Annotated in this window: 15 protein-coding genes; 11 read left to right on the forward strand and 4 right to left on the reverse strand. The window is 63.7% G+C overall.

Going from position 1 to position 12,393, the window contains the following annotated elements; translation table 11 throughout:
* Positions 1-8: 8 nt before the first annotated feature.
* Together EN955_RS10305 and EN955_RS10310 are read left to right on the forward strand one after the other, a co-directional pair.
* Positions 9-2,129, forward strand: coding sequence for a TRAP transporter permease (locus tag EN955_RS10305; protein ID WP_024502190.1), 2,121 nt, complete (start codon positions 9-11; stop codon positions 2,127-2,129).
* Positions 2,126-2,509: a DUF1850 domain-containing protein gene (locus tag EN955_RS10310; RefSeq protein WP_024502191.1), complete on the forward strand. Its 384-nt coding sequence runs from the start codon at positions 2,126-2,128 to the stop codon at positions 2,507-2,509. Before EN955_RS10305 ends, EN955_RS10310 begins: the two co-directional genes overlap by 4 nt.
* A gap of 15 nt (positions 2,510-2,524) precedes the next feature.
* On the opposite strand, the gene EN955_RS10315 is transcribed toward EN955_RS10310, so the two are convergent.
* Together EN955_RS10315 and EN955_RS10320 are read right to left on the reverse strand one after the other, a co-directional pair.
* Entirely contained in the window at positions 2,525-2,911 is a 387-nt protein-coding gene (locus EN955_RS10315) for a DCC1-like thiol-disulfide oxidoreductase family protein (protein WP_255337212.1), read from the reverse strand.
* A 254-nt stretch (positions 2,912-3,165) separates the two neighbouring features.
* A complete protein-coding gene (locus tag EN955_RS10320; protein ID WP_013528645.1) occupies positions 3,166-3,306 on the reverse strand; it encodes a hypothetical protein in 141 nt (46 codons plus the stop codon).
* Positions 3,307-3,455: 149 nt separating this feature from the next.
* On the opposite strand from EN955_RS10320, the gene EN955_RS10325 reads away from it, so the two are divergent.
* From EN955_RS10325 to ligD, 3 genes are read left to right on the forward strand one after another with little or no spacing between them, the layout of a single operon-like run.
* Complete coding sequence (locus EN955_RS10325) at positions 3,456-3,671, forward strand: hypothetical protein (protein WP_127218916.1); 216 nt, start codon at positions 3,456-3,458, stop codon at positions 3,669-3,671.
* A 12-nt stretch (positions 3,672-3,683) separates the two neighbouring features.
* Positions 3,684-4,553, forward strand: coding sequence for a Ku protein (locus EN955_RS10330; protein ID WP_024502194.1), 870 nt, complete (start codon positions 3,684-3,686; stop codon positions 4,551-4,553).
* Between the two features lie 12 nt (positions 4,554-4,565).
* Entirely contained in the window at positions 4,566-7,079 is a 2,514-nt protein-coding gene (gene ligD / locus EN955_RS10335; RefSeq protein ID WP_024502195.1) for a DNA ligase D, read from the forward strand.
* Positions 7,080-7,155: 76 nt separating this feature from the next.
* Here ligD and EN955_RS10340 read toward each other — a convergent pair whose 3' ends face one another.
* A complete protein-coding gene (locus EN955_RS10340) occupies positions 7,156-7,830 on the reverse strand; it encodes a winged helix-turn-helix domain-containing protein (RefSeq protein WP_013528648.1) in 675 nt (224 codons plus the stop codon).
* 68 nt (positions 7,831-7,898) lie between these two features.
* Between EN955_RS10340 and EN955_RS10345 the strand changes: the two genes are divergently transcribed.
* From EN955_RS10345 to EN955_RS10355, 3 genes are all read left to right on the forward strand, one after another.
* Complete coding sequence (locus EN955_RS10345; RefSeq protein WP_024502196.1) at positions 7,899-8,114, forward strand: DUF1127 domain-containing protein; 216 nt, start codon at positions 7,899-7,901, stop codon at positions 8,112-8,114.
* Positions 8,115-8,178: 64 nt separating this feature from the next.
* Positions 8,179-8,511, forward strand: a complete 333-nt coding sequence (locus EN955_RS10350; protein ID WP_013528650.1) for an NIPSNAP family protein — start codon at positions 8,179-8,181, stop codon at positions 8,509-8,511.
* Positions 8,508-8,852: an antibiotic biosynthesis monooxygenase gene (locus tag EN955_RS10355; protein ID WP_013528651.1), complete on the forward strand. Its 345-nt coding sequence runs from the start codon at positions 8,508-8,510 to the stop codon at positions 8,850-8,852. The genes EN955_RS10350 and EN955_RS10355 overlap by 4 nt, the downstream gene beginning before the upstream one ends.
* 10 nt (positions 8,853-8,862) lie before the next feature.
* Here the strand turns inward: EN955_RS10355 and mbfA are convergent, their stop codons facing one another.
* Positions 8,863-9,846 (reverse strand): iron exporter MbfA, encoded by a 984-nt coding sequence (mbfA, locus tag EN955_RS10360; RefSeq protein WP_013528652.1) that lies wholly within the window; start codon positions 9,844-9,846, stop codon positions 8,863-8,865.
* Between the two features lie 175 nt (positions 9,847-10,021).
* Here mbfA and EN955_RS10365 point away from each other — a divergent pair, with 175 nt between their 5' ends.
* The 3 genes from EN955_RS10365 to EN955_RS10375 all read left to right on the forward strand — a co-directional run bounded on the left by EN955_RS10365 (position 10,022) and on the right by EN955_RS10375 (position 12,315).
* Complete coding sequence (locus EN955_RS10365; protein WP_024502197.1) at positions 10,022-10,345, forward strand: hypothetical protein; 324 nt, start codon at positions 10,022-10,024, stop codon at positions 10,343-10,345.
* 295 nt (positions 10,346-10,640) lie between these two features.
* Positions 10,641-11,624 carry a threonine/serine dehydratase gene (locus tag EN955_RS10370; protein ID WP_024502198.1) on the forward strand — a complete coding sequence of 328 codons (984 nt, stop codon included), beginning with the start codon at positions 10,641-10,643 and terminating at the stop codon, positions 11,622-11,624.
* Positions 11,625-11,715: 91 nt separating this feature from the next.
* A complete protein-coding gene (locus tag EN955_RS10375; protein WP_024502199.1) occupies positions 11,716-12,315 on the forward strand; it encodes a DNA-3-methyladenine glycosylase in 600 nt (199 codons plus the stop codon).
* Positions 12,316-12,393 lie beyond the last annotated feature (78 nt).

Raw genomic sequence — 12,393 nt, forward strand, 5'->3', positions numbered from 1 at the left:
TCCGTCGGATGACCGAAGCAACGTCTGGAACATCAACCGACGGCAAATCCGCCACCTTCCATCTGCCTGCCGTCGAAGAACAGGTCGAAGGGCTGCCGCCGGGCTTCGGCGACGGCCTTGCGGGCAAGGCCGCCTTTCTCATCGCCGTCGCCTTTTCCGTGTTCCAGATCTATGTCGCCGCCTATGGCAGCATTCCGAGCCAGGTGGTGAGGGCCATGCATGTCGGCTTCCTGCTGCTGCTCGGCTTTGGCCTGATCGCCAATCTACGCGCCAAGAGCATGCCGGCGAAAGCCGCGTTCTGGACGCTCGGGGCGCTCGGCTTCGGCACCGGCCTCTACAATTGGCTGTTCTACACCGATCTGATCCGCCGCTCCGGCTTCCTGACCACGCCGGACCTCGTCGTCGGCGCGGTGCTGGTGGTGCTGGTCTTCGAGGCAGCGCGGCGGCTGATGGGCCTGCCGCTGGCGGTCATCGCTTTCATCTTTCTCGCCTACTGCTTTTTCGGCAACCATTTGCCGCCGCCGCTCATCCATCGCGGCTATGATTTCGCCCAGATCGTCGACACCTTCGCCTACGGCACCGAAGGCATCTACGGCACGCCGATCTATGTCTCGGCCGCCTACATCTTCATCTTCGTCGTCTTTGCCGCCTTTCTAGAACGCGCCGGCATGATCGCGCTGTTCAACGATTTCGCGCTTGGCCTGGTCGGCTCGTGGCGCGGCGGCCCGGCGCAGGTCTGCGTGCTGTCCTCGGCGCTGATGGGCACCATTTCCGGCTCGGGCGTCGCCAATGTGGTGGCCAGCGGCCAGTTCACCATCCCGCTGATGAAGCGCTTCGGCTTCCGCTCGGCTTTTGCCGGCGCCGTCGAGGCGACCTCCTCGATGGGCGGCCAGATCATGCCGCCGGTAATGGGTGCGGTCGCCTTCATCATGGCCGAGACGCTGAACGTGCCTTATGCCGAAGTGGTCAAGGCGGCGATCATCCCGGCGCTGCTCTATTTCGGCGCCTGCTTCTGGCAGGTGCATCTGGAAGCCGGCAAGGCGGGCCTGCACGGCATGGCCAAGGCCGAGCTGCCCAATCCGTGGGACGCGGTGCGGCAACACTGGCCGCTGGTGCTGCCGCTGGCCGCGCTCATCTACCTGCTGTTTGCCGGCTATACGCCGATCTTCGCCGGCACGATGGGCCTGGCGCTGACCATCGTGCTCATCCTCGGCACGCCGTTGGCGGCAGCGATCGGGCCGCTGGCCTTCCGCATCGTGTTCTGGATCGCGCTCGGGCTTGCCGCCGCTTCGTTCATGAAGTTCGGCGTCAACCTCCTCGGCCTGGTGATCGCCGCACTGGTCGTCGCCTGCTTCACGTTCAAGGGCGGCCGCGAGACGTTGCAAATCTGTGTCGACTCGCTCGCCGAAGGCGCCAAGAACGCGCTGCCGGTCGGCATTGCCTGCGCCATTGTCGGCATCGTCATCGGCACGCTGACGCTGACCGGCATCGCTTCGACCTTCATCGGCTGGATCATCTCGATCGGCGAGGACAATCTGTTCCTGTCGCTGGTGCTGACCATGGTCACCTGCCTGGTGCTGGGCATGGGCATTCCGACCATTCCCAACTACATCATCACCTCGTCGCTGGCCGGGCCGGCGCTGCTCGAGCTTGGCGTGCCGCTGCTGGTCAGCCACATGTTCGTGTTCTATTTCGGCATCATGGCCGATTTGACGCCCCCGGTGGCGCTGGCGGCGTTCGCCGCCGCACCGATGGCCAGGGAAAGCGGCCTGAAAATCGGCATCCAGGCGACCAAGCTGGCCATTGCCGGCTTCGTCGTGCCGTTCATGGCTGTCTACACGCCGGCGCTGATGCTGCAGGACGCAGGTCCGATCGCCGCCCAGTTCGGCTATCCCGTCGAGGTCGCCTACATCGTCGCAAAAGCGTGCATGGGCATCGTGCTGTGGGGTGCCGCCGCCGTCGGTTTTCTGGTCACCCGCATGGCGTGGTGGGAGCGGCTCGTCGCCTTCGCGGCCGGCGTGCTGCTGGTCGCCGCGGTGCCGCTCACCGACGAGGCCGGCTGGGTGCTGGCGCTGGCCTGGATCGGCTGGCACTGTTTTCGCGCGCGGCAGGCTTCAGTCAGAACATGAGCCTGTGCATCCTGGCCGCGGGCAAGACGGTAACGCTCTCCGTCGCCGCCTTCACGCTGTCCTGGACGCATTCGGTGGAACGGACGCGCTGGCAAGAAGACTGGAAGGTCACGTCCTCCAGCCTGCAGGTGGTCGAAGCCCGGATCGAGGGCTCGGGCGCCGGCATGGAGCCACCGGAAGGCGCGGTGCTGAAGGAGGGTTGGTGGAGCTATGCGCCTGATGTCGGCCCGCAGCGGCGCGTCGTGCTCGCCGCTTCAGGTGCAACCAGCGACGGCTGGACACTGTGCACGGTTCAGGGCTGCCGGGAATTGGGGAGGACGGCAGGCGGACCGATCGTGCTCGAGCCGTGCCGGCCGGATGGCACGAGCCAGCCGCGGTAGCGCATAGCCACACCCTCAGCCAAGGAACCGCTTGCGCAGCTCCGGAGAAGGAATGTCGCAAGCATCCTTCCTGCCGAACAGGGCGTAGCGGTTCCTGGCGATGCGATCATAGAGCCAACCACGCAGCGGGCGCGGCAACAGCAACAGTGCCTTGGCCGCCCGCCAAGGCCAGCCGAGTTCCGCCATGACGGCGACAAAACTGTCCAGCCGCGTGAAGGCGACGCCGTCGATCAGGACGAGATTGGTTTCGTAAGAGTCGGTGCGCAGTCCATGCTTCCGGAACAGCGCTTCACCGAAGGGCGACTGCGCGGTGGCGAAGCGGAAACGGCCTTGGCGGTCGAGCCTGACCACCATGCGCACGAAACCGGAGCAGAGCACGCAGACGCCATCGAAAACGATCAATGGATGGCGTGAGTCGAGAACTGCTTCGAAGGGACGAGTTGACTGGGGTCGAACTGGTTGAGGATGGTCCGTCACGCTGGCCTCGGCTGCTCGTGTCCTATGACACTAAGCCGGCCAGCGATGGTATCAAAGCCGTGACGATGTCGCACGGCGCCTGTCGGCGAGAGCGGGACGCTCGGCGCGATAGGTGGTGGCGCGGGTAGAGGCGGCCGGCCTGCAGATCCGGCTGTTGTGGCGATTTTCGAAAGCCATGATCAGTGCGCGCCCAGCGAGTTGCCGCGACGGGCGCAGGCCGGGCCGGGGCCGCGCATGTAATAGCGTTCGGGCCGGTAGGTCGGCGCGACGAATTCGCGGATGGCGGCGGCATAGCCGATGAGGTGCGCGAGGAAGTTCATTACCTTGTCCCTGTCCCGATTTTCGGATGTCCCTTCCGAATTGCGGTCATCATAGCGTCGAGGCGTGAATAGTCGGTGAACGTGATGTTAATATCTGGTCGAAAATGCCTTGCTTCGTGGCTGGAATGCGGCTGATTCGGGGTCTTTCCGTGCAGTTGGTTGGCATTCCGGCCAATGTGACTTTTGCATCACATATGTTTCGTTTGAATGTCGCCTGCGCGCGGTTCTGTTTCAACTTTTGCCGAGCCCGCGAAATTTCCGTGCTGGCGGCCAGAACCAACCAGGCGGCCCCTTGGCATCCAGATCGGCGCGGGAGCGCGGAACTGGAGCGCGATCTGTCCGTTCTCACCTTCATCTGGTTCTGAAGGGAAGATATCATGGCGCCGCGTCCGGCCTGGAGAGGCTATCTGAAGCTTTCGCTGGTCACCTGTGCCGTCGAACTGACCAATGTCGTCACCCATACGGAGCGGGTCTCGTTTCGCATTCTCAACCGCAAGACCGGCAACACGGTGAAGCGCCTCTATGTCGATGCCGAAACCGGCAAGCCGTTGGAGGAGGAGGACGAGATCAAGGGTTATGAACTCGACGATGGCAATTTCATCCATATCGAGGAAGACGAGATCGAGGCGGTGCAGATCGAATCCTCGCACACGATGGCGCTCGACGGCTTCGTCGACAAAGCTTCGATCCAGCAGATCTATCTCGACACGCCCTACTATGTGGCGCCGACCGACAAGGTGTCGGAAGAGGCGTTCGCCGTCATTCGCGATGCGATGGCGGGCAAGAAGATGGCCGGGCTGGCGCGTATCGTGCTCTACCGACGCGAACGGCCGGTGGTGATCGAACCGCTCGGCAAGGGCATGGTGCTGACGACGCTGCGCTACGACAACACGGTGCGGCAACCGGACACCGTCTTCGGCGACATCGAGCCCGTGAAGACCGATCAGGAGATGACCGATCTGGCCGAGTTGATCATCGACAAGAAGAAGACGAAGTTCGATCCCTCGAAATTCGACGACAAATACGAGGACGCGCTGCTGGAGCTGATCCGCGCCAAGAAGGCCGGCCACAAGGCGCCGAAGGCCAAGGCGGCGCCCAAACCTTCCAATGTCGTCAATCTGTTCGACGCGCTGAAGAAGAGCCTGTCGAACACCGGGTCATCGAAAACATCTTCGTCGGCGAAGGCCAGGCCAGCGGCCAAACGCGCCAAGTCGAAAGCCAGCGCGCCCAAACGCAAATCGGCGTGAGGAACCCAACGGATGGCCAGCCTCGAACAATATCACTCCAAGCGCGATTTCAAGAAAACCGCCGAACCGGCCGGCAAGGTCGCCCGGACCAAGAAGGGCGAGGCCGGCGGCATCTTCGTCATCCACAAGCATGCCGCGACGCGGCTGCATTACGACTTGCGGCTCGAGCATGACGGCGTGCTGTGGAGTTGGGCGGTGACGCGCGGCCCGAGCCTCGACCCGCATGAGAAGCGACTGGCTGTCCATGTCGAGGATCACCCGATCGACTATGCGCCGTTCGAAGGCACCATTCCCAAGGGCGAATATGGCGGCGGTTCGGTTATCGTTTGGGATGAGGGCACCTGGATTCCCGAGAGCGACCCGGCCAAGGCGATGAAAAAGGGCCATATCAGCTTCGAGCTCAGGGGACACAAGCTGCATGGGGCATGGCATCTGGTGCGGCTGAAGCCGCGAGCGGGTGAAAAGCGCGACAACTGGCTGCTGATCAAGTCGGACGATGCCGCAGCGCGTCCCGGCGAGGACATCCTCAAGGAAGCGCCTGAATCGGTGAAGTCCGGCCTGACGATCGAGGAGGTCGGCGAGGGCAAGACCGCGAAGGGCGAGAAGCCGAAAGTCTGGCATTCCAACAAGCCGGCCGCCGTCAAGACAAAAGCCGGCAAACGCCTCGACTTTATCGAGCCGCAGCTGGCCACGCTCGAGCGTGATGCGCCGCCGGGCAAGGACTGGCTGCATGAGGTGAAGTTCGACGGCTATCGCATGCAGGCGCAGATCGCCGGCACCGATGTGCGGCTGCTGACCCGCACCGGCCTCGACTGGACGAAGAAATTCGGCGGCGAGATCGTCGCGGAGTTGGCCGGGCTGAAGTGCAGCGACGCCATCCTCGATGGCGAGGTGGTGGTGTTGGCCGACAGTGGTGTTTCGTCCTTCGCGCTGCTGCAGCAAGACCTGTCGGCGAAGCGGACCAATCGTTTCATCTATTACGTGTTCGACCTGATGCGCCTCGATGGAAGGGATTTGCGGCGCGAGCCGCTGGTCGAGCGCAAGCAGGCCTTGCAGGAACTGCTCGGCGAACACTCCGACAATGCGGCGGTCCGCTTCAGCGACCATTTCGCCGAACCCGGCAAGATCATGCTGGAGCATGCCTGCCGGATGGGCCTGGAAGGCGTCGTCTCCAAGCGTGCCGATGCACCGTATCGCAGCGGCCGCGGCCCAACCTGGGTGAAGTCGAAATGCACGGCGCGGCAGGAGTTCGTCATTGGCGGCTACCTGCCGTCGGACAAGACCGGGCGCGGCCTGCGCTCGATCCTGGTCGGCTTCCACGAGGGCGGCAAGCTGCATTATGCCGGCCGCGTCGGCACTGGTTTTTCGGGCAAGGGCGCCAATGAGCTGAAGGCAAAACTCGATGCGTTGACGGCAAAATCATCGCCCTTCTCCACCGCCGTGCCGAAGGGCAAGGGCCTGGTCTGGGTCAAGCCTGAACTTGTCGGCGAAGTGGAGTTTCGCAGCTGGACCTCGGACCGTATAATACGCCACGCCTCGTTCCAGGGGTTGCGCGAGGACAAGCCGGCGGAGGAAGTCGTGCAGGAAAAGCCCAAAGCGGCGACAGGCAAGCCATCGACAGGCAAGAGCACGGCCAAGCCGGCATCAGGCGGCAAAGCCGCCGGGTCGATGACGACCACGGTCAAACTCTCGCATCCCGACAAGCTGCTGTGGCCGGACGAAAACATATCCAAGCAGGGCCTGCTCGACCATTACGCACAGGTTTGGCCGCGCATGGAACAGTTCGTGGTCAACCGGCCGCTCAGCCTGGTGCGGGCGCCGGACGGTGTCGGCGGCCAGCGTTTCTTCCAGAAGCATGCCTCGGCTGGCATGAGCGACAAGATCGCGCGCATGAAGGACCCGACCGACGGCGAGGAGATCCTGTTCATCCGGGATTTCGATGGTGTTGCCGCACTGGTCCAGTATGGCGTGGTCGAGATCCACATCTGGGGGTGCACGATCGATGAGATCGAAAAGCCCGACCAGATCATCTTCGATCTCGACCCGGATGAAGGCGTCGACGTGAAGGCGGTGCGCGAGGCGGCGCTCGATATCAGAGGCAAGCTCGACGAGCTGTCGCTGCCGAATTTCGTCAAGACCTCGGGCGGCAAGGGCTATCACGTGCTGGTGCCGCTGAAGCCGTCTGCCGAATGGGACGCGGTGAAGGGCTTCGCCCATGACTTTGCCCGCGCGTTGGAGCAGGGTGCCCCCGATCGCTACACGGCGACGCTGTCGAAAAAAGCGCGCACGGGAAAGATCTTCGTCGACTATCTGCGCAACGGCAGGGGCTCGACGACGGTCGCGCCCTATTCCTCGCGCGCCAAGAAGGGCGCCACCGTGTCGATGCCGGTGACCTGGCCAGAGATCGAGGCCGGCTTGCCGCCGAACGCTTTCCCGATCGGCGACAAGACGACGCTGAAGCAGCTGGCGAAAGCCGATCCGTGGAGGGAATTTTTCAAGCAGGGGAAGGCGTTGAAGCGGGGGTAGTTCGCGCAATTTGCCAGCGCAGCGATCCTTCGCGCCCCCTCTGGCCTGCCAGCGTGACGAAATCAGCGTCGGCTCCTCAGCTCAGAAACACCTTCTCGAAAGCCTGCTTGCCCGGCAGCGAGAAAATCACCGCGCGGCTGTCCTTCTCGCGGCGCGCCCATTTCTCGGCAAGGATCTTGTCGAGGATGGCGGCGCCCAGCGTGCCGGCGAGGTGCGAACGGCGCACGCTCCAGTCGAGGCAGGCGCGGCATACCGGCCGGCGCGGCTTGGTGTAGACGTCGATGCCGATCGCGGCGAAATGCGAAGCCGCCGATGGCCCGAGCCTGATCTCTTGTTCGTCGCGGACCAGTACGTTCTTGGCGACGAGCCGGTCGAGCATCGCCACTGCCTGCTCGCCGGCGAGGTGATCGTAGCAGACGCGCGCCACGCGCATCGCTGCATCGCGCGGACCCGGCCGCACACGCTTTGGACCGACGGCTTCCGCGACGCCTGTGATGGCTTCGATCATGCCCGCCACCTGCGGTCCGGCGAGGCCGTAATAGCGATGCCGGCCCTGGCTCGCCACCGTGAGCAGCCCACCTTCCATCAGTTTGCCCAGGTGCGAGCTGGCGGTCGGCAGCGAGACGCCGGCCTCGAGCGCCAGCTCGCTTGCCGTCAGCGCCGTGCCGCCCATCAGGGCATTTAGCATGTTTGCGCGTGCCGGGTCGCCGACCAGGCTGGCGATGCGGGCGATGTCGGGTCCTTCGCGCATAGTTCGTTCCTCATCGAAGCGTTCTTGTCAGATAATCACTATTCTCCGGTGAGATCAAGGAGACGACGATGGCCGCACGAACCGCTTTCCCCTCAGCCCCGCTCCACAGCCGTCGGTTCTTCCCGTTCGTCAGCTGGTTGCGTTCGCGGCTGCTGGCCCGCTGGTATGACCGCCATCTGCAGCGTCTCGACCTTGCCGAGATCGATAACCATCAGCTGCGCGACCTTGGCCTGACGCCGCAAGACGTGCGCCGCGAATGCGCGAAGTCCTTCTGGCAGCCCTAGCAGACCAGTCGGCACGACGTTTCGATGCCGTTCAAACTATCGACGCAGCCCCGAGGAGACCACAATGACCATCACCTGCTTCATCCGCTACGAGATCGACCCGTTCGGCAAGGCGGCCTTCGAGGAGTATGCGCGCAACTGGGGCCAGGCCATTCCGCGCTGCGGCGCCGATCTGATCGGCTATTACGCGCCGCATGAGGGCTCGGCGACGACCGCCTATGCGGCCTATAACATCGAAAGCCTGGCCGCCTACGAAGCCTATCGCGCCCGGCTTGCCGCCGATCCCGCCGGCAAGGCAAACTACGAGTTCGCCAAACGCGAGAGATTCATCCTGAAGGAGGATCGCATGTTCCTGAAACTGGCCTCAGGCCCGCACGCGAAACTGGTGCTGCCGTGATTGCCGTCATCTTCGAGGTCGAACCGGCGGAGGGCCGGCGCGATGCCTATCTGAGCATCGCCGCGGACCTGCGTCCGCTGCTCGACGGCATTGACGGCTTTCTCTCCATCGAGCGTTTTCAGAGCCTGGCCGATCCGAACCGCATCCTGTCGCTGTCGTTCTGGCGAGATGAGGAAGCCGTGAAGGACTGGCGCAACACCGAGGAACACCGGCAGGCGCAGAAGGCCGGTCGCGGCGGCATCTTTGCCGGCTACCGATTGCGCATCGCCCATGTCGTGAGGGACTATGGGCTGACGGAAAGGGACGAGGCGCCGGCCGACAGTCGGGCGGTGAATGGGTGAGTGAGGCTACTCACGCATTCCCGATCAGCACGCCGGCCGCGAACACCAGGGCGCCGCCCAGCACCACCTGGAAGGCGGCGCGCAGGAAGGGCGTCTGCATGTAGCGGTTCTGGACAAAAGCGATCGCCCACAATTCGAAGAACACCACCACCGCGGCAACCCCGGTCGCCGTCCAGAAATGCGGAATGAGATAGGGGAGTGCATGCCCGAGACCGCCCAGCGTCGTCATGATGCCGACGGTCAGACCGCGCTTGAGCGGCGAGCCGCGGCCCGACAGCTTGCCGTCGTCTGAAGCGACTTCGGTGAAGCCCATCGAAATGCCGGCGCCGATCGAGGCGGCAAGCCCGACCAGCAGCGTCTGCCAGGTGTCATGCGTGGCAAAGGCGGCAGCAAAGATCGGCGCCAGTGTGGACACCGATCCGTCCATCAGCCCGGCCAGCCCTGGTTGCACATAGGTGAGGATGAACTGGCGCTGCTCGGCGGCGGTCTCTTCGTCCTTCACTTCGCCCGGCACATGTTTCTGCTCCAGCCGCTGCGCCAGTGTCTCATGGCCCAGTTCGGCCACCGCCAGATCGTCGAGCAGTTTTCGCGTCGAGGCATCCGCCGTGCGCTTGGCAGCCTCGACATAGAAAAGGTAGGCTTGCCGCTCCATCGCCTCGGCCTGGCTGCGCACGTGCTCGATGCCGAGCGGCCGGACCAGCCAGTCGGGCTTGCGCTCGTAATAGCCCTTCACATGTTCGCGCCGGATCAGCGGAATGCGCTCGCCGAAACGCTTGCGGAAAAGCTCGATCAGCGAATCGCGATGGCCATCCTCTTCCTCGGCCATCTCCTCGAACACTTTTGCCGATTGCGGGAAGTTTTCCGTCAGGCCGTCGGCATAGGCCCGATAGATGCGACCGTCATCCTCCTCGGACGAAATGGCCAGCGCCAGGATCTCCTGTTCGGAAAGCGATTCGAAGGGGCGGCGGCCGAAGCCGAAAACACGGGAAAGCATGAGGAATTCACCCTAGTTTAGAATAGTTCTAAACTAGGGCTCAAGGTGCCTCCGGTCAATTGCGCGCTTGGGTCGCGGTCAAGAATTGTTGAAGCTCGCATGCCGGGCCGACCCCTTCATTATCAGTGAATGTTCACCTATATAATTCAACCCAGCCAGAACAAGGAACCCGCAGATGACGGCAAAACAGCCTCCGCATCCCTATGACCCAAAGCCCGTTCTCGATCTCATCGCCAGCATCGAGGCCGATCTGCAGCGCCTGAAAGGCCTGGTCGAGCAGCAGGTCGAGAAATTCGACCCCGCCAATCCGCACAACAAGGCGCCGGACGGCAAACTGACCGAGGAAGGCGTCGAGTGCTGCTACCGCATGTTCGACGAGGGCAAGTCGCGCTATTCGGTCGCCCAGCAGATGAAGATATCCTTTGCCGCCGCCAGCCACCGCTTCAACAACTGGCGCAAGCTGGGCGGGAGCAAGAGGCAGAGGACGCTGTTGGGGTGAAACTCGTGAGACGGCGGCGGGACGGCGCCCCCCTCTGTCCTACCGGACATCTCCCCCACGAGGGGGAGATTGTCAGCTTCATTAGGTGTGCCCCTTCTTCAACGTTGGAAATTGGCGAAAGCGGATACCCAGCCGATCTCCCCACCCGTGGGGAGATGTCCGCAGGCCAGAGGGGGGCGTGCAGCCGAGGCGTTGGCGACCGCCTCGCTAAACCTTGTAACGGTCACATTTTTCCCATGGTGCGCCGCCTCCCTTTGCGGGCATCATGGAAAGACCCCTGTCCACTGGACCTCACATGACCGCCACCACCCCTCCCGGCATCGCCGACATCCACGCCGCCGCCGCGTGTCTCGCCGGCCTGATCGTCGAAACCCCGTTGATCGAATCGCAGGAGCTGAACAAGCGCTTCGGCGGCCGCATCCTGTTCAAGCCGGAGACGCTGCAGCGTACCGGCTCGTTCAAGTTCCGTGGTGCCTACAACAAGCTGTCGTCGCTGAGCGACGAAGAACGCAGCCAGGGCGTCGTCGCCTTCTCGTCGGGCAATCATGCGCAGGGTGTCGCCGCTTCGGCCGCGATGTTCGGCGTCAAGGCGGTCATCGCCATGCCTTCAGACGCGCCGGCGATGAAGATCGCTAACGTCCTCAAGATGGGGGCGGAGGTGGTGCCGTTCGACCGCTTTCGCGACGACCGCATGAGCGTGGTTCGCCCTTACGTGGAAAGAGGCATGGTGCTGGTGCCACCCTTCGACGACCCGGCCATCATTGCGGGCCAAGGCACGATCGGCCTCGAATTGATGCGCCAGGCAAAAGCGCTTGGCGTCGACCTCGACGCGGTCGTCATTCCCTGCGGCGGCGGCGGCCTGGCCAGCGGCATTTCGGTTGCCGTCAAGGACGCCTCGCCCAACACTGCGGTCTGGGCGGTGGAGCCAGAGCATTTCGACGACACCCGCCGTTCGCTGGCCGCCGGCGCCAGGGTGTCAAACGAACCCGGCCACGCGTCGATTTGCGACGCGATCCTGACCGCGGAGCCCGGCCTGATCACCTTCGAGATCAACCGCAGGAACCTGGCAGGCGGCATCGCCGTTTCCGACAAGGCGACGGCACAGGCGATGCGCGACGCCATGGCCTATCTCAAGCTGGTGGTCGAGCCCGGCGGCTGCGTGGCGTTGGCGGCGCTGTCGTCGGGCGAGATCGAACTGTCCGGCAAATGCGTTGCCGTGGTGCTGTCCGGCGGCAATGTCGATTTCGGCACTTATGCCGGGATCATGGCGGCGGCTTGAGACGGGATGTCCAAAGGGTCCGACATGGATCTGAGGCAGGTTTCGCCTTGGATCACTCCTCGCCCGCCTCCAAGTCGTCGCCGGGCTGAACATGGTCATCTACCGCCCGCTCACGCGTTCTGAGCTGCCCGACGATACGGCATCCCTTGCCCGCACTCTCATCGGCAAGATCGTGGTGCGCGAACTGCCCGAAGGCATCGCCAGCGGCCGCATCGTCGAGACCGAGGCCTATGTGACCGGCGATGCCGCCGGGCACGGCTACCGGGGCCAGACGCCGCGCAACCGTTCGTTGTTTCTCGAGGCTGGGCACGCTTATGTCTATCTCGCCTACGGCATCTCCTACATGCTCAACGTCTCGAGCGAGATGCCAGGGGTCGGAACCGGCGTGCTCATCAGGGCGCTCGAGCCGCTCGAAGGCATTGCGCTCATGCGGCTCAATCGCGGCATCGAGCGCTTGCGCGACCTTGCGCGAGGACCGGGAAGGCTGGCCCAGGCGTTGCGGATCGATCGTTCGCTCGACGGGCTCGATCTCTGCCGCAAAGGCCCGCTATGGCTGGCAACCGACGAGCATCAAGCCGGCGACATCGCCCAAGGCATCCGGATCGGCATTACAAAGGATGCCGATCGCCCGCTGCGGTTTTACGTCAAGGGGAGCGCCTTCGTCAGCGGCCCGAAATCGCTCAACGGTTAGTGGCAGTTATAAACCATGGAGATTGGCGAAAGCATTTCTCCCTTCGTCATCCACGGGCGGAGCAAGGAGCGAAGGCTG

The organism is Mesorhizobium sp. M7A.F.Ca.CA.001.04.2.1, from assembly GCF_003998485.1.
In the GTDB taxonomy this organism is placed as follows: domain Bacteria; phylum Pseudomonadota; class Alphaproteobacteria; order Rhizobiales; family Rhizobiaceae; genus Mesorhizobium; species Mesorhizobium ciceri.

Bases quoted from the DNA above. Each gene is read 5' to 3' on its own strand.
- EN955_RS10305 (WP_024502190.1), top strand. From the start codon at position 9: ATGACCGAAGCAACGTCTGGAACATCAACCGACGGCAAATCCGCCACC.
- EN955_RS10310 (WP_024502191.1), top strand. From the start codon at position 2,126: ATGAGCCTGTGCATCCTGGCCGCGGGCAAGACGGTAACGCTCTCCGTC.
- EN955_RS10320 (WP_013528645.1), bottom strand. From the start codon at position 3,306: ATGAACTTCCTCGCGCACCTCATCGGCTATGCCGCCGCCATCCGCGAA.
- EN955_RS10330 (WP_024502194.1), top strand. From the start codon at position 3,684: ATGGCGCCGCGTCCGGCCTGGAGAGGCTATCTGAAGCTTTCGCTGGTC.
- ligD (WP_024502195.1), top strand. From the start codon at position 4,566: ATGGCCAGCCTCGAACAATATCACTCCAAGCGCGATTTCAAGAAAACC.
- EN955_RS10340 (WP_013528648.1), bottom strand. From the start codon at position 7,830: ATGCGCGAAGGACCCGACATCGCCCGCATCGCCAGCCTGGTCGGCGAC.
- EN955_RS10345 (WP_024502196.1), top strand. From the start codon at position 7,899: ATGGCCGCACGAACCGCTTTCCCCTCAGCCCCGCTCCACAGCCGTCGG.
- EN955_RS10350 (WP_013528650.1), top strand. From the start codon at position 8,179: ATGACCATCACCTGCTTCATCCGCTACGAGATCGACCCGTTCGGCAAG.
- mbfA (WP_013528652.1), bottom strand. From the start codon at position 9,846: ATGCTTTCCCGTGTTTTCGGCTTCGGCCGCCGCCCCTTCGAATCGCTT.
- EN955_RS10365 (WP_024502197.1), top strand. From the start codon at position 10,022: ATGACGGCAAAACAGCCTCCGCATCCCTATGACCCAAAGCCCGTTCTC.
- EN955_RS10370 (WP_024502198.1), top strand. From the start codon at position 10,641: ATGACCGCCACCACCCCTCCCGGCATCGCCGACATCCACGCCGCCGCC.
- EN955_RS10375 (WP_024502199.1), top strand. From the start codon at position 11,716: ATGGTCATCTACCGCCCGCTCACGCGTTCTGAGCTGCCCGACGATACG.